Raw genomic sequence first — 21,635 nt, 5'->3', positions numbered from 1 at the left:
CTAGATGATTCAAGTGGTGTGACTAACGATTTCAAGGATTTGACGATTTAAAATACGGATCACTATATATGTCCTCTAAAAATCTGAGCACTGATGGAGTAAGGAGAGTATTCTGGCCAGGGTAACCACATCTTCTCGGTTGTGCTCGATTATAGGCACCAATGGCCCAATGTTGCCTGTTTCACGGTAGGTGAGATAGAAATCAGGAACCTTACTACTGGGAACATCATCACACCTCTCGACACCGAAAAGATGTTTTTCCAGGGTTTGCAACCTGCAATTGGGAAGCTGGTCATTCCACTGGCGCCGGGAAAAGTGGAGAAGATCCAGGTGTTGGGTGTTGATACTTTTTTTCAGATGATGAAAACGCATCCTGTTTTTAATGAATGGCACATCAAAGCTACGCCCATTAAAGGTAACGTAAACATTATCACTATTCTGGTGAGATAGAAAACCCTCCAGTGCTGCTTTTTCCTCCTTCAAATTCCTTAACAAATACTGATTTATGGTCAAACCATCTTCATTTCCCTCTGCAACCCCAATAAGGATCAATGGCACGTCTTTAAGACCGAGGGTTTCAATATCCATGAAAAGCATGTTCTCAGTACCGGACAGGGAGGACAAAAGAAGGTTAAGTGGATGGGACGGGGAGTACCTGGTTGATATCCAGTCTGAGAGGGCGCAAATGTCTGATGTTTCCATTTTTTCTAAAAATTCACAGGCGCTGGTGCTGTAAACAGGATGATCCCTCAGATCATCCAGGGAGGTAAATCCATCACTTTTAAGTTTTCTTTCTTTAGATTCACCAATTCCTTTAATCAATTTCAAATCACTGATCAAACATTCATTAACCATTTTTTCCTTGAGAGTTTTGATTTCTAACTTCTCATGAGTGGTGAAACAGTAACAGGAACCGCATTTAGTATCTATCTCTTCCCCATACTCCAAGTCTTCCAGTGATTTATCCTGATAATCTTCTAAGAGTTTTTCTTTAAGTTTTTGAGGGTTATTTTCAACTTCATAAGTCATATGTGGACTCCACAAAGGTAATTTATGGATTTAATTGTGATTTTGATTTATTTCTGAATTTTTGATTTTTCAGGTAACTTGTTTAAAATTATTTAATTACCATCATTATTTATGGTTGTTAAGACCATATATAGCTATAATTATTAATTTATTCTATAATTCATACAATGGGGGTAAGAAATTTGAAGAAATATTTAGTTTTACTAGCTTTACTGGCAGTGGTGGTCATGATTTCAGGATGTACCACCTCTCCTACAATTACCACAAAAAATTTTTCGGCAAGTGGAATATCATTCCAGTACCCGGATACTTGGAATGTGACCAGTCAGGTTAGCAACAATTCTACTCAGATAATGGTTGCTAATTCTGAGTTCCTATCCACCAACGGTACCAAAGGCAGTGTGGTGTTAATACTTAAACTCCCCAAGACCTCTGATAACAACATGACTCAAACCAGACAGGAACTTATAACCCAGGCCGAGCAATCCGGTCAGAATGCTACCAACACAACCATCAACATCGCAGGTGTCAGTGCCAGTGATATTAGCTACTCTGGAAAGGATACTCTTGGAAACAATACCTATGCTCGACTTGTTGATTTCGAGAAGAACGATTCCTTGTACCTTATTCTCTTTGCCACGGGTGGTGGTGCAGATACTAATGCATCTAAACCCTATTTTGACGTGATTGTCAAAAACTTCCAGGTAGAATAATGGGTATTGTTTAAATATATAGGGGATTGTTAAAATAAAATCCCATTTCCCCCTTTTTTTTAGAGGGGAATTTATGGGGGGAAATTTCTATGAAACGTTTCAAGGGTATAATGTGCGTAAAATCTTTAATAAACGTGCAAGGGGGAGTTATTATTGATTAAAACCCTTATTTTATATGAAAGCCGGTATGGATCTACCTGGGAAGCAGCTAACATAATTTCACTTATTCTGGGTCCCTCCCGACGTTATCCTGTCTCACGGTTTGGTGAGGGATGTCGTGACTTTGATTTTATAGTAATAGGTACCCCTATCTATAATGGGAAGATCCACCCTAAACTGCAAATTTTTCTTGATAATGAGCGAGAATGGCTTGATGAAAAAAGCATAGCCCTTTTTTGTACATGTCTTAATGGTTCTGAAGGTCTGCGTGTTCTCAGGGAAGTGGAAGATAGTTTAGGGGGTAATGTTCTTGAACTGGGTGTTCTGGGAGGTCGCCTGGAAATGGATCGTTTGAATGACCGGGATTATGAGGCACTCAAGGAATATATTTCCCGGGAAGGATTACCCTCCCAGGGAATGGACTTATTCAGTGATAAAGAAGTTGTGGAATGGGCGTTGCGCCTTATTGACATAAGGGATGGACTTTTAGATGAACTCCCCGTGCCAGAACTTCGCAAAGAAGTTGAAGAATTTTTAAAACAACACAACACCTGCACCCTGGCCACCAGCTCACAGGGTCGGGTACGTGCCACTCCACTGGAGTACAACTACCATCAGGGGCATCTCTATATTCTCAGTGAGGGTGGGCGGAAGTTTGCCAACTTACTTTCCAATTCCAGGGTTTCAGTAGCAGTATACGAAGATTACACTGATATGAATAACCTTTTAGGGATGCAAATCACGGGACAGGCAATCATGGTGGAAGAGCTGGGGGAATACCAACAGGCCATAGAAATGAAGGGTCTTAGCATGGATTACATCCGATCACTTCCATTGGATCTCAAACTCATCAGGGTGGATTTGGAGAAGGTTGAATTTTTAAACTCAAAGTTTGAAAAGGAGGGATACTCAGCAAGACAGGTTTTGAAGTTTTAGATTAAGAAAAAAATTTCGGGATAAAAAATGATGGGAGGCCAATGAAAAGTAGTTCATAAAAAAATTTATCCACCCTAAATTATTCACCCTAAAATATCTAATTTTAAAAAAATATCCAAAAGATCCAAATACTATTTTTCACCAGGAACTTATTAATTAATCATTAATATAACTAATGATCAAAGTATGAAATTTGATTTGAATGCAAAATCTCTGAAATTAGCCTAAATTATTAGCCACATGTATACTGGATGGATGAAAAACGGGTGGTTTGGGAAAAAGTGGGGAAGGATAGATTTGCACTGATTTTATAACACTAGTTAATAATTAGTTATGACTCCTATTTGAAGAAAATTTACCCGAATTGTGGGAGTGGTTAATCATTAGGGAATAACTGATCAATATGTGAGTTGCATCGATTGAGTGTTGTAATTGTATTTCAATTTGTTCATTCCCATAATTTGCTGGTGTCAATTACTTTTATAAATTCTCTGGCATGATCCCTGGTTGTGCTGTTGGAATCGTATTTATATGTTTCATAGACAATGGATGGTATTCCTGCCTTTATTAAGGGGATGGTAACGTATTCTGTGCTTGAAGGATCTGATGGGTAGTAATAGTTCATCCATGAGATGTCATTGGCCAGTTCACGGGCAATGGAGAGGGATTTATTATCAGTGGTTGGTACGAAGACAAATCTGGTTACTGTGTAACTTCCATTACTGGAATGAACATCAACTGCCAGCTGGTAATGATTGTTAATTATATCGGGTACCACGTATTTATTTGCCAGTTCTTGGCCGTTCATACGTTCTGCCGGATAATTGTTCTGGTATAATGGGGCATTGATTATGTACAAATAATATTTTTTTTCAAGAGAGGCATCATTTTCACGTAATGATTCTATCATTGCTTGATGTGCACCAGATTCCCGGGGGTGAACCCCTACAATGTAAGCTACAGTGACATTGGAACTGATATTTCCATAAGGTCCCTCTTTCACCACTGTAGAGTCATTGGTTTGGCCCAGAACTATCGAAGATATCTGGGACGAGTTGTTGTTACTTAGAGTAGGAGCCCCGTTTAGGGATACAGTCAGCAGAATTGCGGAAAAAACCAGGATAATCACTGCACACCCTGATATGATCAGTTTTCCCTTTGTTTCAAGGCTTATAAATCTTTTAAATCCTTCAATGGGAGGTTCGGATTTTTTACTTTGCTTTTGAAGCTTTCTGTGGCCTGTATTTGGTTTAAACGGAATTCTCATTTTCTGCCCTTTTTAAATCATTAAAATTTTTAGAAATTCTTATAAATCATAATAAGATTTTTGGAGTATTTATGGGTAATCAGATGATATCTGCTATAAATTAACTTCTCTATTATTTCTCTAATTATTTTTGAAGTGGAATTAACCAAATTTTTCCTCATTTTTGTTGTTTTAACAATTGTTGTCTAGACAATAAATTTATATATTATAGATGTAAATGTATGTGTATTAAAAAAATAAGAGGGGTACTAAAATGGAAGATATTGATTTACATCTGCGGAATAAAATGGGTGATTTAGATATTCAGCTGGAAATATTTCTTTCTATAATTTGCAGAAATCATCTTGTCTTCACAAATCGAAAAGCAAAAAGATTAAACATTAAAGGCAGGCACATTCCATGTTTAATGTTGATTTCGAATTGTCCTGGAATTACGCAGGATGAAATTGCATACATACATCAAATAGATAAAGGATTTATTGCACGTATAGTGAAAGAACTGGAAGATGATGAATTTTTATGTCGTACCATTGACTCTGAAAACCGTCGTAAATATCATATTTCCTTAACCGAAAAGGGAAAGGACATCATACCCAAAATTAAGGATATTGATGAGGAATGGAAAGAGGTAGTTTGTGAAGGTTTAAATGAAGATGAAATTTCTAAATTAATGGATTTTATGAATTTACTAGCTGAAAACAGTATTGAAAAAATTAGAAATCGCATTTAATCCCTTAAAACAGATTAAAATTGGAAAATTTTAAATTAACAAGAGCTGTATTTAAATGCAAAGGAATAAATCAACACCATCAACTCCAAATCATTCTACGGATTATGATAAGACAGAAGGAGTCATTACAATTCTTGGTGACCCTAAAAAAGCCCTGGTTAAACTTTCAGGTCCTATGATCATTTCAATGATCTTAATGTCACTTTACAACATCGTTAACGCAATTTGGGTTGCTGGTCTTGGCGGAGATGCATTAGCAGCAGTTGGATTTGTAACCCCTTTATACTTGATACTTGTGGGGTTAAATAATGGTTTAGGAGCAGGTGCAGCTTCTGCGATATCACGTTATATTGGTGCAAATAATAAAAAATCTGCAAATAATGCTGCTATGCATACACTAGTTCTTACAATGGGTATTTCACTTATCCTGACTGTAGTTCTACTGGTATTTCTTGAACCAATACTCATCCTTTTTGGTGCAGGAAGTACATTAGATCTTGCAATCCAGTATGCACAGGTTATCATTCTAGGAACCATCTTAATGCTATTTGTAGGTGCAGCTTATGGCATACTTCGTGCAGAGGGTGATGTCAAAAGAGCAATGTATGCAATGATATTATCCTCAGTTGTGAATATGGTTCTTGACCCCATACTCATTTATGTTGCAGGTTGGGGAATTTCAGGGGCAGCATGGGGTACATTTATATCCACAGCATTAGTAGCTGTTATTTTGCTATACTGGCTATTTGTAAAGAGGAACACCTATATTTCTTTCTCATTTAAGGATTTTATGCCAGATAGAACCATCACTAAAAATATTTTAGGAGTGGGACTGCCAGCAAGTGTTGAATTCCTCGTGATATCCATTCTTTCAATTGTTCTTAATGCCATTCTGGTCATGGTTGCAGGAACAGATGCAGTTGCAGTTTATACTACTGGTTGGAGAGTAGTGATGTTTGCCATGGCACCAATAATAGGTATAGGAACTGCACTGGTTACAGTTGTTGGTGCTTCATATGGAGCTAAAAAATATGGAACTCTTCATATGACATATAAATACTCTTTGAAGATCGGACTTCTTGTAGTGGCAGTAACGAGTATTTTATTATATGTATTTGCAGATTATATTGCCATGTTATTCACTTACAGTTCCGCAAGTGCATATTTATCACCCACAATTGCTTCATTCATCCAGGTAATGTGCCTATTTTTCATATTCCTACCATTAGGAGCTATGTCCAGTTCAGTATTCCAGGGAGTTGGTAAAGGAACAACCTCTCTTATTTTAACCGTACTGCGGGAGCTGGCTTTTGTCAGTGTGTTTGCCTACACTTTCTCAATCCTTCTTGGTTGGGGAGAAAATGGAGTATGGTGGGGAATTATTATAGGAAACCTTTTTGGAAGTATATTTGCATATATCTGGGCGCACATATACATAAAACGGCTGGAAGATAGTTCAAAATTAGATCCACAGTTAAATAGGCTGTAACTTTAAATAAATAATTATGAACATCTAACGAAGTTAGATAGAGCTAATTACAAAGGATAGGGCAGATTTGATGCTGAAATCATTCTTGCTGTAGACGAATGTGAAATTCATTTTTGTTTACTTCGTTAAACATCTCTATAACGAAGTTGGGGTTTCATTTTATCATTTGATTTAGTAGATCCTTCATTTCTACTGTATAATTAGTATTATTTCAATCCTAATATTGTCTGATTTTAGTGATGTAAATGTATTTAACGAGCTGGGCATCTCCGAGATTTCAATCCCAATATGGTCTGATTTATTTAGTGATTATAGATTAAATGCAATAAACAAGTACACATTTCAATTCCAATATGATCTGATTTTCATGGAACTCGAAAATTAAGTTTAATATTCATAAATTAAATACATTCCCTAAATTGGAAAAACATTTATTTTTTATTATTAATTTTAATAATATAAGTATTAAACATGTGGGTGTGATGATCTTTTTTCAACAAATATATATAACTTACAAGGAGTATATCAACATATGAAGATCCATAGGGAAAGTAAGGACAGGGTCAAGGATCATTTCGTGTACCGACGAAAAAGTAAAAGAGGCTGGTCTATAGTTATAATGCTAGATAATATTCGAATAGATAATTTCCATGGATTTCCACACATCCACATTCAGAAAAAAGCAGGGTATGAAGAAATAGGCATTGATGACCCGGATCTAGTTTACTTTATAGTTATGGATCATTTAGAAAGGGAGAATGGCCTAAACATAGAGAAACTTAAGGAGGAGCTGGAATGAAAATCACCTTAATAAAAACCATAACCGGAGAAAAATTGATACAGGAATTAGAAGAAACCTACGGTTCTCTGGATAGGCTTGAAAGGCTCCATGATAGAAATCCGGATAACATGAAGGTATACACTGATATGGATGACTGGAAATATTATCAGGATCATCTAGATGAAGTCATCGAGGAAACTAAGGGTGTAGTAACCGAAAAATTAACCCTGGGCACACTGGAGATGGAGATGCTTAACTTCATCAAGTATAAAAAGCCAGAATCCATTCGTGAACTGGCCAGAATGATCCATAAAGATGTGCGATCAGTTCAACCTAAGGTGAGAAATCTGGAGAAGCAGGGACTAATCCAGTTTAAGGAAGGTCCAAAGAGAAAGCTTATGCCTATTTTAAATTATGATAAAATTGAGATAGAAGTTTAAACTTGTTTTTGTATAGTGTTTTTTGGTTGTCAATTGTTTTGGTTTTAATATTTTCTATCAACTTACTAATTTCGCTATGTAATACCAAACTATTTAGTGTATTACACTAATACTAATAGTAAGGTGATACAATGGTTAGTGTTACAAAGAAGTATCAGGTAACGATTCCCAAAGAGGTGAGGGAAGATCTTAACATTCAGCAGGGAGACAAAGTAGTTTTCGTAAAGGACAAAGAAGAAAAATGGATTCTAATGACTGTAGGAGAACTGACCGATAAAATGATTGAAGCTTCTTCTGACATTGAAAAAACAATTGAAGAATCAAGAAAAGGATTTAAAAGTGGAGTTAAAAGAAGTATTCAATCACTGGGTGGAAAGGATTGAACTGGTGATTTAGATGAAACTGGTCCTGGATACCAATGTTTTCAACAGCCGAAAATTCTGTAACTGGCTTTTAGAAACTCCTGAAGAAAAATACCTTCCTGCAGTGGCATACATGGAATACCTCTATCATAATCTTAAAAAGGGACTAACTCAATCCATGACCGATGCATTTTTAGAACAGATGAACATTTCAGTTGTCCCATTTGGGCAATCTGATGCAATTGAAGCTGCAAATTCTGCTATTGGAAACTGGGATTTTGCTGAAAATGCACGGGATTATGCTATTGGTGCTACAGCAATCACATTAACTGGCAAACTTGTCACTTATAATGTCAAACATTTCAAATGGATTGAAAATGTAGTTACTCCTGATGAAGTGATAAATAATAAACGTGTTCGGCCAGAATGATCAATAAAGATGTGAGATCTGTCAACTTAAGGTGAGAAAACTGGAGAAGCAGGGGTTAATCCAGTTTAAAGAAGGTCCAAAGAGAAAGTTTATGCCTATTTTAAATTATGATCAAATGAAATAGAGTTTAAACTAAGTAAAATTCTCTGATTCTGGATAAAATCAACGTTCAAGGTTGATTCAATCCAATTATTGTCTAATTTTGATTTAAATCACCCATTTCAATATATAGTTTTTTGAGCATTGCTTTGATAGAATCTAATTTCCTGGGTTAATTTTTTAGTAACTAAAAGTTAAGTTTTTGGAAAACAATTAAACGTTTAGCATATACTATTGGTAATTAATATATCACTGTAGAGATTTTTTCGATAAATTTAAATAGGTGAAATATTATTAGATAATAGTATAATATGAAAATAAATAAATTTACTTCAACTAGTTAATGGGGAGTTTGGTTGGGGGTTGTTAAATAAGACTTAAAATTTCTTTAAAAGCACCAAAAAATGATTATTTAATTTCTTATAATTATAACCATATTCTTTCTGCCATTATATATCGTAAGATAGCAGATCTTGACTTAGCCAGTCAGCTCCATGCATCGCAGGATTTTAAGCATTTTACTTTTTCTCAGATAAACATTCCTCGCCGTAGACCATCCAAGAATGGCATAATCTCAAGGGATGGTAGGTTCCATTTCTACATCTCCTCACCTCATGACTATTTGATACAAAGTATGGTGGAAGGTTACTTGGAAGATCCAGAGATCAATTTCAAAGGAGACAGGCTCCGAGTGGAACAGGTGGAACTTTTAAAACAACCTGATTTTAAAAAGAAGATGAAAATGAAGACAATGTCTCCTATAATAACTCGAATCAAACGGGAAGATGGGAAAATATGGGATCTCAATCCAGGGGACCTTAGGTTCTATACTGCATTGCAGCAGAATCTTATCCGCAAGTACAATTCTTTTTATGATGATATCTATGATGGTGATGAGTACGTTAAAATCGTTCCTGAAATGGGTTCTGTGAAAAGAAAGAGGATTACAATTGAGAAGAACGGAACTCAGACTTATCATAGGGCTTATTTGATGTATTTTGAGGTGGAGGCAGATGAAAGGCTGGTGAAATTTGCTTATGATTGTGGAATTGGGGAGAAGAATAGTATGGGATTTGGGATGGTTAAACAAGTTAATGGGGCTTAATATGATGGAAACTTTCTTAAAGTCACATGATTGGAATTAATGATATTTAACAGGTGAAATAATGGAGATGGAAATATCCGTTTACAATGATATTTGGATGGATAATGCTGTTGAGAACTTTTATAGGCTGATAGAAGATTCTGAAGAAGAATTAGAAATAAATCTTAACAAAACAGAGTTCACACTTGGTAACGTTGATAAAGAAGATTTGGGGAGTTTGTTATCTGATATAATTCAAGAAAATCGGAATAATTTAATTGTAATGGATAAAGACAAGAAAACTGGTGAAATAAAGGAAATAAAAAAAGATTTCGTTCTTATTCAGGAAGGTAAGAAAATTGATGGAATTGTGGCATTTAAAGAAAATATTTACACGGAATCAGAAAAATCGGTGAAAGAAATCCTTGATTTAATGGAAAAAGATGGTAAAAAAACTTGTGTTTTATGTGGAAAAACTTTTTCGAAACCCTTTAAAAAAATGCAACAAGCAACATATCCCTTTGTAACAAAAATCAAAAGCCTCAGTGGTATCCGGACGTATAAAGATGGAACTTTCTATGCATTTAAAGAATATCATGATAGCTTTTGTCCAACTTGTTATTTAATTGGAATATTGGAATGGTTAGATGACAGAGTAATTTACCGAACATTTCCAGGAGATAGGACATTTTTATTTTTACCTTATTTTGATAATTTCGAGGATTTAGCTGAGTTTAAAGGAGGATATGAACCTTTATTGAACAAATCAGAACGATACTCAAATATAAGAGTAAATATTGGTGAAAACAAAACAGAAGGAACTCCCGGAAAATTTAGTACTCTCCTATGTTTTTATGATAAATTTTTGTTCGATATTGAAAACACAAATATTATAGGTGGTGATTGGGCCATCATCGAAGTTCCTTTTGGCTCTGTCAAGAACGTTAAATTAAGGTTATTGAATTTGACTGATTCTACTTTGGGATTAATGAAAGAGTTTATTGAAGATACTGAAAGTCGAATTTACACAGAATTAATAAAAGAAATCTACTTTTTCATAGATAATCCAAAAGGTGCTCCAGTAGATTGGGATTTAACAAGGAAAATTCAGGAAAAACTATCAGAATATTTCTTGATAAATGATTTTACACATTTTGCAAGAATGTTATTGCCTAAGAAAGGTGGTAGGGTTGGTTATTCATCAGGAACGCGAAAAAATTTAGAGAATTTGATATATGTTTGGAGGTTGAAGGAAATGGGAATACCTAAAGAGAGCCTAAACTCGATAAAAGGTGTCGGAAATATTATTGCCAAAGTTTCAAGGAATAATTTAAGTATTTTGTATAAATTAGATAAAACAAAAAGAATTGAAGACTTTTGGAGTGTTTTAAGAGAAGTGTCAAGAAAATTAGTGGGACTTGATCTAGAGAAAGCCAAAGTTAGGCCAACTGCACTAGATGAATTGATCCAACTAATAAAAGAAGATGAAAGTCAGTGGAAAGAAATTAGAGATTTGTTGATAGTTTATGCATCTATGTATTATGCAATAGGATCAAGAGGAGGTAAAAAAAATGAATGATTTAAAGGGAATTAATATGGTATGGCTGTCAGAGACAGATTTAACAAATTTAAATGCAGGAGAAGGGGAAAGTAACTATATTGATGTTAAAAAATATAAAAAAGATGGAACTGAGTATCCATATGTCAGTGGGCAGGCGATGCGGTTCTATCTTAGAGAAGCAATAAGGAGAAATTTATCGGAAGATGAATACATGTGTGTTCCTGATGATAAAGGGGAAACATGTGGGGACATATTTAAATGCATAAATTGTGATCTTTTTGGTTTTATGACAACAGTAAAAGGGAAAGGAGCTATAACTCGAGTTTCACCAGTTAAAGTTTCACCCGCAATGGGAATTTTTTCCTTTGATGAAAACTCTAATGTTGATTTTTTGACTAGGAGGCACAGAGTTACAGAAGGGTCTAAAATGGAAGGAGATATTGTAAATGTTGAAGTTGGAACGAACATTTACAAAGATGGAATTTCAATCGACCTCTTAAGAGTTGGATCAGAAGAAATAATTGATGAAGACAATCGCACTGTTAAGATTGAACCGAAAATTGATAAAAATATAATAAATTCACGAATCCAAAAAGTTATAGAAGGAATAGGGTTTTTATCAGATTATTCTAAACAGGCACGACTATTAACAGATTTTACTCCTGATGCAATTGCAATATCTTTCCAAAATAGATATTCGCATCGATTACAAAAATTATTTGAATTAAATGAAGAAGGAAAACTCAATACTGAAAGATTCAAACAAATTTTGGATGAAGTTGACGAGTACAGTGATCAGATATTCTTTGGAATAATTTCGGGATTGTTAAATGAAAAAGATGAAAAATTTGTTAAAGACGTATTTAAAGAAAAAGGAATTGAGGTAAAAACCCCTAAAGAAGCTCTTGATGATGCCGCATCGAGTTTAACTTCAAAATCTGAATAGTGAGTCATATGTTCGGGTTAAAATTTAGAATAGAGGCTCTCTATTTTACAAATTTTAGAAAATCCACTAGCACTAGCTTAATTAATACATACAGTATACCTCCATTCACCACCCTCAGGGGGATGATATCTAATGCATTAGGGCTTAAAAGAGATGATTTAAGAGTACAAGATTGGATTAAAATTGGAATTAAGCCCCAAAATAATATCAATCTTTCTACTGAGATGACTAAAGTCCTTAAACTTAAAGGAACGGGTAAACAATATCAAAAAACATTTCCTTCAGCACCCATATTCAAAGAATTTCTTGTAAATCCTATATATGATGTTTACGTTGGAAGTGAACAAGAAGTCATTGAAAAGATATACAATGCGTTGAAAAATCCTAAACGGCCACTGTATATAGGTGCATCTGATGAACTTGTTGATTTAATGGTTTTTGAACCTGTTCAGATTGAAAAAAAACCTTTTAATGAGGTATGTGGAGTGGTAGAGGGCATCTATGAGGACTGCATTATTGAAAAAATCCCATATAAATTTATCCAGGCTGGTCGAAACTTTTCTCTTGAATACAAAACAATATCAATTCCAAAAAAGGGAAAAATCTGTGAAGAAATGGATCTCTTTGATTTTGAAGGGGAGGGGGTTGTTCTAGTGTGAATATTTCGCAGGAGTATGAGATTGAGGATCTCTTGAATGATTTAGGAATTGAAGTCGATGATTCTGCTAGAATTTCTGATGGGGAACTAACTTATTTTATTTTTTCTTCCAGTAATTTAGAATCTGAACAAGAAGATCTAATTGACATGCTAAATATTAATAAGTTAAAATGTGGTCTTTATTTTTCAAATAAAACTAATTATGTATCAAATGAAATTTTAAAGGCATTAAAACCTGCTTATTCCCTATCCGAACAGAAACTATGGGAAGATGTGATTAAAAAGCTCCAGTTAATTAATCAAAAATATTTCTTAAAAAAGGAATATCATTTATTCGACTTAAATCAACTCCTTTCAACAATAATAAAATGGAATGGTAAGTTGGCAATGCATGAATCTGATTTTAATGATTTTATAAATGATTTGAACAAAATAATAAGGCTTAGTTGTAAATATTACGATAAATTTATTATTGATGAAAGTTACATGAATCATCCTTTTTGGAGAGAATTAACAACTATTAGAAACAAAACATTCCACCATTCAACTGAAAAGGAACATAAAGAGGCAACAAAGTTAATTAAACGTCAAATGGGAGTATTTAATCAACTTATTGGAAAAGAATTCCCTAATTCAAATTTTGATTTCATAAATATTCAATTACAACTTTTAGAGCACTGTAATGTATTTTTAAATGATGTTGTGAGGGATATTTAATGATATTTGCTAAAAGACAGATCAAAAATGAAAAAGAATTCTTTCAAACACTTGAAGGCCATACTATTGACTCTTTAAGAATTTTAAAGGAGTATATTAGGACTAATTCAGAAGTTGTGAGTCAATTTTGTCAACGATGGGATTTAAGTTGTGAACTATTTTTAAAGAATTTATTTATTAGTATTTATCTTCATGATATTGGAAAACTTACAAAACAATTTCAAGATAATATAAGCCTGGGAAAATCTTCTCAAAAGTATCCTCATGCATATTACTCTTTCTTTTTACTAAATAATGTGGATTACAATCAATTAGTTGAGGAAGTATCTTTGGAAAAGTTGGCAGTTTTGGGACATCACACTCAACTTTATAATGGTATCTATAGTAATGATGAAAACTTTGGTAAACCTAAATTCTCAGAAAAAGAGATAAAGAGCTTTATTATGGATTCTTGCAGTGTTTATCATGATATGGGATTTGAAAAATATTTTAAATTTGAGGGCTTACAATTTAATGAGAATGATTTTAAGTTTAGCTCAAGTAAAGCAAGGCGGTTGCTCAATCAAACAAAAAGAAATGTTTCTAAATTTAATAAAAATCTTAGTTTTAAATCAATTTTCACCTATTTTTTCTCTATTCTCCAGTTATGTGATGATTATTCCAGCGCTAACTTTTCTAAATTTATTGAAACCTATGAAGGAACAGAAACTCTTTTTGGACCCGTTTTGGATGATCCTTGTGAATATGTGACTGAATTAAATGTTAAAGATCCGTTGAAAACTGTTTTTGGAGATTATGAACCCTATACTTTTCAAAAAGATTTATTTGAGAAATCTCCTAAATTTTCTTTCCTTTTTGCACCTTGTGGTAGGGGTAAAAGTGAAGCAGCGATTTCATGGGCTTTGAATTGCATGGAAAAATATAATCGGAATAAAATTGTTTTCGCAATGCCAACTCAGGTTACGAGCAATGCTATGTGGGAAAGATTATGCACAATTTTTGGTGAAGGCAGTTCTAAAAAAGAAAAAAAGAAGAATGGCAAAAAATATGTGGGATTATTTCATGGGAAGAGTTTTATAAAGTTAAAGTCGGTTTTAATTGGAGAAAAGGATGATCTAGATAAAAAAACCTTTGAAGAGTTATCAGGTGATACATTCAAAGGGAATATATTTTTTAAGCCAATTACGGTTACTACAATTGACCATGTGATATACTCTTTTGTTCATGGATTTAGGCAGGCTGATTTTGCTTTGGGAAACTTGCAAAATGCTATAATAATTTTTGATGAAGTTCATTATTATGAAGAAAAAACTTTAAATCATTTGTTCACGTTATTCAAGCTACTTAGAGAGTTTGAGATCCCTCATTTGTTAATGTCTGGAACATTACCTGATTTTATAAAAAAAGATGCAGATGAATATTTAGAAGTAGTGGATTTTGAAGGCATTGAATATATGCCATTCAGTTTCAAATTTTACAATAAAGAGTTAATTAAGCTTCCTAAATCGTCTAATGATGTTGTTGAAACACCAGAAGTTTGCATCGACAGTGAAAGCATTGAAGAAATTGTTAGTCAATACAAAAAAGGATTAAAGCAGTTTATTATTTTAAACACCGTGAAAAGAGCTCAAGAATTTTATAAAATTGTAAAGATGAATTTAGAAAACGAAATTGACTATCCTAATGTCCTTCTTTATCATTCTCAGTATACTTACAATGATCGAGTGAAAAAAGAATCAGAAATACGTGATGAATCTGAGAATGGTCCTTTTATTTTAATAGCTACACAAGTAATTGAGATTTCACTGGATATTTCATGTGATATTATGTATACTGAGGTTGCTCCTCCTGATGCTATTGGTCAAAGAGGGGGACGTCTTAATCGAAAAGGTAAAACATTTAAGAATGGAGTTACACATGAAATGAAAATATTCTTACCCGAGAAACATTTACCATATGATGAAAATTTATTGAAAGATACTCAGGAAAAAATTAGGAATGGTCCTGTTTCTTATAAAGAAATCAAGGAATTTTGTGATAATATTTATCAAAATCGTGAGCTTAAAAAGACTAATTTAACGAAAATTTTCAGGAAATGCACTCTTTTTGGATACAAACCAATAGATATAGTTTTTGGTGATGATAAAGGTCGTATGCTTCAAATTAGGGATGATAAAGTCCAAAAAATTGATGTTATCCCGTCTCTAATTTATAATAATAATGACATAAATTTAAACGTTGAAAACCAAGTAAAAGTTCCATTCTGGTGGTATCAAAACGATCAAAATGAATGTGGGGAAGATTTAGAGTTCTTTGAGATAGTTTCCAGAAAATTCGGAAAAAAAGAAGTCTTTTATGTCATATGTAAAATGGATTATACTTATGATATGGGCTTTGATTATGGGAGGAAAGTTAAGGACACGTTTGAGGACTATTGTTCTTAAATTACAGTTCTATTCCGTAATTATTAATAGAATAAACGGCATTAACCAATAGTTCCCTATAATTAAAGAAAATTTCTTTAAAATATTATGAAATTCTTTAATTTACACTTTGAAAAACCCAAGACTTTGAAAACATAAATACTTTGAAAACTAATATTTCAATAGGTGATGTAAATGACTGAAACCAAAATCTCAAAGGGTTTCCAGACAGTTGTTCCTGCGGAAATAAGAAAGAAATTCAAGGTAGGTCCAGGGGATGTACTGGAATGGATTCCTACAGAAGAAGGTGTGGAATTAAAGTTCCGGAAAAAGGTAACCATTGATGATATACTGGGTATGGTTGATGGACCAGAAACAGATGCAGTAAAACTTAAAAAGAAAGCCCAGAGGGGAGAAAAGATTTGATATTTATTGATGCTTCCTTTTTCATAGCTGCATCCATTAAAAAGGACCAGTGGCACACCCGTGTTCGGGAAATACTCCCTGAAGTTACAGAACAGGATAAAATGACATCCATTGTTGTTCTTTCAGAGGCAGTGACCATGGTTGGAAGTCTGGTAGGGGGTAAGATGGGGGCTCTTTTATATAATTATATCATGGATAATCATGAAGTGAATTTTGTGGATAAAGAATTAAGTGCACAGGCCATGAATTTTTTCTTAAACTATGATGGGGTGCTTTCTTTTGCCGATTCTGTTTCAGTACAACTCATGAAACAATATAAAATAGATACTATTGTTTCATTTGATTCTGATTTTGATAAAGTTAAGGGAATCGTGAGAATACATTAGGGGGCATTGATGTTATCAAAAACTGAAAAACACCTGCAGATTATGGGAACCCAGATTAACTACTACTTCATATGCCACACCAAGTTATGGTTCTTTTCTCACCATATTCAGATGGAACAGGAATCAGATCTGGTCTCAGTGGGAAAACAACTCCACCAGGGCACTTATCAAAAAGAAAAAAGGGATTACACAATTGACAACCTCATCAGCATAGATTTCATCAAGAAAGGAGATATGCTGGAGGTTCATGAGGTTAAAAAGAGTAAAAAAATGGAGAAAGCCCATGAATATCAGTTATTATACTACCTTTACTATTTGGACGTGATTAAGGGTGTAGAAAATGTGGTGGGAATGATAAACTATCCCAAAATGAGGAAAAAGATTATCCTAAAATGGGATGGCACCCGTGAAGCAGAAGTTAGGGAATTAACAGAAAAAGTTGCTGCTCTAGTTGATGGTGATATGCCTAAACCTGTGAAATCACCTACCTGCAGGAAATGTGCCTATTATGAGCTTTGTTGGGTTTAGGAAACTTTATTATCTGTTATTAAAGTCAGGATCACATTATGTCAATAAAAATGAACATATGTTCGGTAAAATGAACATTTAAGGGGTCATTATGCATGCTACAATTTTGGGGGAATAAGTCCAGTTATGTCTGATGGTGGGGGAATATCTTCAAAATTTTAAAAATTAACTCTTATTATAGGTTGATGATTTAATTTAGTAAGGTGATGGGGTATGAAAAGAAATTACTATGTAATGTCGGATGGAATTCTTAAAAGAAAGGAAAACACGGTTTATTTTGTAAACAAAGAGGGTAAAAAGCCCCTGCCTATAAATAAGATATATTCAATCTATGCATATGGATCCTTAACTTTTTCTTCTCAGGTGGTACACCTCCTGGCCAAGGAAGGGATACCCATCCATTTCTTCAATTATTACGGGTTCTATGATGGTAGTTTTTATCCTAGGGAAACCCTTCTTTCCGGTGATCTTCTGATCAAACAGGCTAAACACTACCTTGACCATGAAAAACGGATGGTGATTGCTAAAAAGTTTGTGGAAGGTGCAGGGCAGAATATGGGAAAAGTACTGTCCTATTACCGTATAGAAAACACCATCGGGGATACAATGAGAGATTTAGATGGTTGTGGTGCCATCACAGAAGTAATGAATGTGGAGGGGAGGATGCGTTCTGCTTACTACTTTCATATGGATGAAATCTTGCCTGATGGCTTTAAAATGGAAGGACGCAGTCGCAGGCCACCAGAAAACATGGTCAATGCCCTCATAAGTTTTGGGAATTCTCTTCTTTACTCCACGGTACTTAGTGAGATCTATAACACCCAGCTCAACCCCACCATTTCTTACCTTCATGAGCCATTTGAACGCCGTTACTCCCTGGCACTGGATCTGAGTGAAATATTCAAACCCATCCTGGTGGACCGTTTGATCTTCTACCTGGTCAATAAAAGAATGCTTAAAGAAGAGGATTTTGAACAGGACATCAACTGCTGCCTCCTTAATGATCAGGGACGGAAAACATTTCTCAAAGAGTATGATGAGCGCCTGAAAAAGACCATTAAGCATCGTGAACTCAACCGTAAAGTATCATACCGGAGATTAATACGTTTAGAGGCATATAAACTTATAAAACATTTACTGGATTCTAAAGAGTACAAACCATTTGTGATGTGGTGGTAACATGTACGTTATCATTGTCTATGATATTAAGGTAGAAAGAGTGAACAAAGTCAAAGGATTCCTCCGCACACAACTTAACTGGATACAAAACTCAGTGTTTGAAGGAGAAGTCACTCCCAGTGAACTGGCATTTATAAAAAATAATTTAAAAAAGATTATGAATAAAAACGAGGATTCAGTGATAATCTACACGCTCAGAACAGAAAAAGCATTGAAAAGAGACGTGATGGGTATTGAAAAAGCACCCATTGATGGAATATTATAATCTTATTTTCTTTTTTAACCTTATATTTCAGGAACTGACTTTTCAGATGTTGATACGTTGTAATTGCCTGTCGTCTCTTCGGGGATAAGGGACTTACTTTTAAAATAACTCCAATTTATTTAACTCCCAGATAAACCATTATCCACTTTACAATTCTTTTATTGAGTTATAGCTCATCTAAAATTCTTGAATGATAATTATAATATCATTTCTGAAGATTTTCATGAAAAAACCTCATTTTTTAACCTCGTCGGTCCATATAAAAGAATTAACTAACTGGGGAACGACAAATTTATCTATAAAATTGGGGATATAATAGTAAATATTGGACAAAATAGGGCAAATTTCGGCCCTACTAAAATCAGACCATATTGGGATTGAAATTTTTCTTCTATCCTCCGTAATCGCTCTATCTTTGTACTAAAATCAGACCATATTGGGATTGAAATTGTGAGTTTATAAAGGTCATGGATAAATATACCTACACTAAAATCAGACCATATTGGGATTGAAATCTAAGACTATTAGCAACAGTATAAACCCCTGTTGATACTAAAATCAGACCATATTGGGATTGAAATATTTTTACGTGGTGTGGTTTGATGACGTGGAACAAAACTAAAATCAGACCATATTGGGATTGAAATCACCAACAATCAAGGATTTAGTGGCAACTATAACCAACTAAAATCAGACCATATTGGGATTGAAATCAGTAAAGCTATTACAAACAGGGAAGCCACGGCCCAACTAAAATCAGACCATATTGGGATTGAAATAACAATCACCTTTTCAACAGGTAACACCTTTAATAAACTAAAATCAGACCATATTGGGATTGAAATGAAGCAACCACCGGACACGTTTACGCCCTGGCGGTACTAAAATCAGACCATATTGGGATTGAAATCATTTTAACTATGTAGAGCCATCTGTCTTTGCTACGACTAAAATCAGACCATATTGGGATTGAAATGGAACTTCTTAGAATCGGTGAGCATTCCAGCGTATGACTAAAATCAGACCATATTGGGATTGAAATGTTTATGCATTCATAACAGCTAAAACACACGGTGAAACTAAAATCAGACCATATTGGGATTGAAATTAACAATAGCTTTAGGTAAAATAAACGAATCAAAAGACTAAAATCAGACCATATTGGGATTGAAATCAATAACAATGGTGGAGGGGTATGTCTGGTCTGATGACTAAAATCAGACCATATTGGGATTGAAATGGAATATATTAAAAATCATTTGATTATGACATACGGACTAAAATCAGACCATATTGGGATTGAAATTATTCTGGATTTCTCAAATAGTTGAAGCCCTGACTTAACTAAAATCAGACCATATTGGGATTGAAATAGGTAAGTGTTATAGATGGTAGTGGATTGTCATGTAAACTAAAATCAGACCATATTGGGATTGAAATTATGCTGTTCGGACTATTGTAACCTCAAGAGAACCCACTAAAATCAGACCATATTGGGATTGAAATTTAACTCTATAAAGTTGTATGTGTTCTCATCGTAGGACTAAAATCAGACCATATTGGGATTGAAATCATTTAGGGCAATGGTCATAGGTCATTCAAAACCACCACTAAAATCAGACCATATTGGGATTGAAATCTGGCTGCTATCTGGAATTCAGGGTCTGTGAGGAGACTAAAATCAGACCATATTGGGATTGAAATTAATTGTAATAGGTCATCATAGACCATGCCACGGTTGTCAACTAAAATCAGACCATATTGGGATTGAAATCTAGGAGCCTATCAATCAAATTTATTCTAATAAAAAACTAAAATCAGACCATATTGGGATTGAAATATTTGTACCTTCATTAAGAATGTGCCATGAAGGCGGACTAAAATCAGACCATATTGGGATTGAAATTCTGTGTTGTTTATTACCTGCATTATCTGTGTCCGGAACTAAAATCAGACCATATTGGGATTGAAATTACTATGCCCGAAATGCTAATGAAGCTCTAGACCTGAACTAAAATCAGACCATATTGGGATTGAAATTGTCGGATATGGTTTTCAGTGTGTTCTCCATGGTGGACTAAAATCAGACCATATTGGGATTGAAATCAACAATCAGGGCTTCCAGGTCGAAGTCGTCAATGTACTAAAATCAGACCATATTGGGATTGAAATCTAAAAATATTATGAGATATATTTTTAAATCAATGTACTAAAATCAGACCATATTGGGATTGAAATGTAATTGAGGGGGCACCAAAAAACTTGGATCAATCTACTAAAATCAGACCATATTGGGATTGAAATTACATAAACCAACACATAAAAAAATAGTACAAATTAACTAAAATCAGACCATATTGGGATTGAAATTATAGATTGATAGTTTGGATTGATTATAATAGTGGCACTAAAATCAGACCATATTGGGATTGAAATACTGCCAGGTTCTATCTCAAGTATACACACTGAAGGACTAAAATCAGACCATATTGGGATTGAAATTTCATCTTTCTATAGATATTATAATGTCTATAATAGACTAAAATCAGACCATATTGGGATTGAAATGATGGAGATGAGAAGGAAACACCAGCACACAAAGACACTAAAATCAGACCATATTGGGATTGAAATTCCAGGAGGTCTGCATTCAAACCCGAACTAGGGCCATACTAAAATCAGACCATATTGGGATTGAAATAGAGTGGTGATAGCGGCGTTGATTTCCACTTCATCAACTAAAATCAGACCATATTGGGATTGAAATGAAAAAGATTAAAAACTTCGGCCCAACGATTGTTAAACTAAAATCAGACCATATTGGGATTGAAATTATATATTACTAGTTATTCTCCCCCCCACCAGATCAGACTAAAATCAGACCATATTGGGATTGAAATACTCCAATTATACAAACATTATTAGGAATATTTAAAACTAAAATCAGACCATATTGGGATTGAAATCAAATATATAACAATTGTTATATAACCAATCCATTGACTAAAATCAGACCATATTGGGATT

General features: G+C 34.2%; 21 protein-coding genes and 1 CRISPR repeat array (1 of these 22 running past the window's edge). Of the genes, 19 read left to right on the top strand and 2 right to left on the bottom strand.

All coding sequences use genetic code 11. From position 1 onward, the window contains the following. Window positions 1–75: 75 nt before the first annotated feature. A complete protein-coding gene (locus HY987_RS12275; RefSeq protein WP_292759191.1) occupies window positions 76–1,029 on the bottom strand; it encodes a ribonuclease H-like domain-containing protein in 954 nt (317 codons plus the stop codon). Between the two features lie 182 nt (window positions 1,030–1,211). Between HY987_RS12275 and HY987_RS12270 the strand changes: the two genes are divergently transcribed. After that, the gene (locus tag HY987_RS12270; RefSeq protein WP_292759188.1) at window positions 1,212–1,742 is read left to right on the top strand and encodes a PsbP-related protein; all 531 of its coding nucleotides are present in this window, start codon (window positions 1,212–1,214) and stop codon (window positions 1,740–1,742) included. Between the two features lie 153 nt (window positions 1,743–1,895). After that, complete coding sequence (locus tag HY987_RS12265; RefSeq protein WP_292759185.1) at window positions 1,896–2,837, top strand: flavodoxin domain-containing protein; 942 nt, start codon at window positions 1,896–1,898, stop codon at window positions 2,835–2,837. A gap of 448 nt (window positions 2,838–3,285) precedes the next feature. Here HY987_RS12265 and HY987_RS12260 read toward each other — a convergent pair whose 3' ends face one another. Next, the gene (locus HY987_RS12260) at window positions 3,286–4,104 is read right to left on the bottom strand and encodes a hypothetical protein (protein WP_292759182.1); all 819 of its coding nucleotides are present in this window, start codon (window positions 4,102–4,104) and stop codon (window positions 3,286–3,288) included. A 253-nt stretch (window positions 4,105–4,357) separates the two neighbouring features. Here HY987_RS12260 and HY987_RS12255 point away from each other — a divergent pair, with 253 nt between their 5' ends. From HY987_RS12255 to cas2, 17 genes are all read left to right on the top strand, one after another. Beyond that, on the top strand, window positions 4,358–4,834 hold the full coding sequence (locus tag HY987_RS12255) for a MarR family winged helix-turn-helix transcriptional regulator (RefSeq protein WP_292759179.1): 477 nt from the start codon (window positions 4,358–4,360) through the stop codon (window positions 4,832–4,834). Between the two features lie 55 nt (window positions 4,835–4,889). Then, window positions 4,890–6,323, top strand: a complete 1,434-nt coding sequence (locus HY987_RS12250; protein ID WP_292759176.1) for an MATE family efflux transporter — start codon at window positions 4,890–4,892, stop codon at window positions 6,321–6,323. Window positions 6,324–6,855: 532 nt separating this feature from the next. Further along, window positions 6,856–7,122 (top strand): hypothetical protein, encoded by a 267-nt coding sequence (locus HY987_RS12245; protein WP_292759174.1) that lies wholly within the window; start codon window positions 6,856–6,858, stop codon window positions 7,120–7,122. Further along, window positions 7,119–7,544, top strand: coding sequence for a hypothetical protein (locus HY987_RS12240; protein WP_292759171.1), 426 nt, complete (start codon window positions 7,119–7,121; stop codon window positions 7,542–7,544). Before HY987_RS12245 ends, HY987_RS12240 begins: the two co-directional genes overlap by 4 nt. Before the next feature lie 131 nt (window positions 7,545–7,675). Further along, complete coding sequence (locus HY987_RS12235; protein ID WP_292759168.1) at window positions 7,676–7,927, top strand: AbrB/MazE/SpoVT family DNA-binding domain-containing protein; 252 nt, start codon at window positions 7,676–7,678, stop codon at window positions 7,925–7,927. Window positions 7,928–7,940: 13 nt separating this feature from the next. Next, a complete protein-coding gene (locus HY987_RS12230; protein WP_292759165.1) occupies window positions 7,941–8,336 on the top strand; it encodes a PIN domain-containing protein in 396 nt (131 codons plus the stop codon). Between the two features lie 469 nt (window positions 8,337–8,805). After that, the gene (cas6, locus tag HY987_RS12225; protein ID WP_367146918.1) at window positions 8,806–9,540 is read left to right on the top strand and encodes a CRISPR-associated endoribonuclease Cas6; all 735 of its coding nucleotides are present in this window, start codon (window positions 8,806–8,808) and stop codon (window positions 9,538–9,540) included. A gap of 61 nt (window positions 9,541–9,601) precedes the next feature. Then, window positions 9,602–11,098 (top strand): hypothetical protein, encoded by a 1,497-nt coding sequence (locus tag HY987_RS12220; RefSeq protein WP_292759162.1) that lies wholly within the window; start codon window positions 9,602–9,604, stop codon window positions 11,096–11,098. Further along, window positions 11,091–12,026, top strand: a complete 936-nt coding sequence (cas7i, locus tag HY987_RS12215; RefSeq protein ID WP_292759158.1) for a type I-B CRISPR-associated protein Cas7/Cst2/DevR — start codon at window positions 11,091–11,093, stop codon at window positions 12,024–12,026. The genes HY987_RS12220 and cas7i overlap by 8 nt, the downstream gene beginning before the upstream one ends. Before the next feature lie 8 nt (window positions 12,027–12,034). Further along, window positions 12,035–12,685 (top strand): CRISPR-associated protein Cas5, encoded by a 651-nt coding sequence (cas5, locus tag HY987_RS12210; protein ID WP_292759155.1) that lies wholly within the window; start codon window positions 12,035–12,037, stop codon window positions 12,683–12,685. Then, window positions 12,682–13,401 carry a hypothetical protein gene (locus HY987_RS12205; RefSeq protein ID WP_292759152.1) on the top strand — a complete coding sequence of 240 codons (720 nt, stop codon included), beginning with the start codon at window positions 12,682–12,684 and terminating at the stop codon, window positions 13,399–13,401. The genes cas5 and HY987_RS12205 overlap by 4 nt, the downstream gene beginning before the upstream one ends. Beyond that, the gene (gene cas3, locus HY987_RS12200) at window positions 13,401–15,845 is read left to right on the top strand and encodes a CRISPR-associated helicase Cas3' (RefSeq protein ID WP_292759149.1); all 2,445 of its coding nucleotides are present in this window, start codon (window positions 13,401–13,403) and stop codon (window positions 15,843–15,845) included. The genes HY987_RS12205 and cas3 overlap by 1 nt, the downstream gene beginning before the upstream one ends. 174 nt (window positions 15,846–16,019) lie before the next feature. After that, window positions 16,020–16,250, top strand: coding sequence for an AbrB/MazE/SpoVT family DNA-binding domain-containing protein (locus HY987_RS12195; protein ID WP_292759146.1), 231 nt, complete (start codon window positions 16,020–16,022; stop codon window positions 16,248–16,250). Next, a complete protein-coding gene (locus HY987_RS12190; RefSeq protein WP_292759143.1) occupies window positions 16,247–16,636 on the top strand; it encodes a PIN domain-containing protein in 390 nt (129 codons plus the stop codon). Before HY987_RS12195 ends, HY987_RS12190 begins: the two co-directional genes overlap by 4 nt. 9 nt (window positions 16,637–16,645) lie before the next feature. Then, window positions 16,646–17,164 carry a CRISPR-associated protein Cas4 gene (gene cas4, locus HY987_RS12185; protein WP_292759139.1) on the top strand — a complete coding sequence of 173 codons (519 nt, stop codon included), beginning with the start codon at window positions 16,646–16,648 and terminating at the stop codon, window positions 17,162–17,164. 213 nt (window positions 17,165–17,377) lie between these two features. Beyond that, window positions 17,378–18,343, top strand: a complete 966-nt coding sequence (gene cas1b / locus HY987_RS12180; protein ID WP_292759137.1) for a type I-B CRISPR-associated endonuclease Cas1b — start codon at window positions 17,378–17,380, stop codon at window positions 18,341–18,343. Window position 18,344: 1 nt separating this feature from the next. Continuing rightward, window positions 18,345–18,608 carry a CRISPR-associated endonuclease Cas2 gene (cas2, locus tag HY987_RS12175; protein ID WP_292759135.1) on the top strand — a complete coding sequence of 88 codons (264 nt, stop codon included), beginning with the start codon at window positions 18,345–18,347 and terminating at the stop codon, window positions 18,606–18,608. Between the two features lie 354 nt (window positions 18,609–18,962). After that, a CRISPR array of direct repeats spans window positions 18,963–21,635; the repeat unit is 30 nt; unit sequence ACTAAAATCAGACCATATTGGGATTGAAAT; it runs 4,576 nt beyond the window's last position.

The sequence above is a fragment of the Methanobacterium sp. genome (assembly GCF_016217785.1).
Lineage (GTDB): Archaea > Methanobacteriota > Methanobacteria > Methanobacteriales > Methanobacteriaceae > Methanobacterium.
Note: the sequence above shows the minus strand (reverse complement) of the source record. Positions and strands in the feature narration are given on the sequence as shown.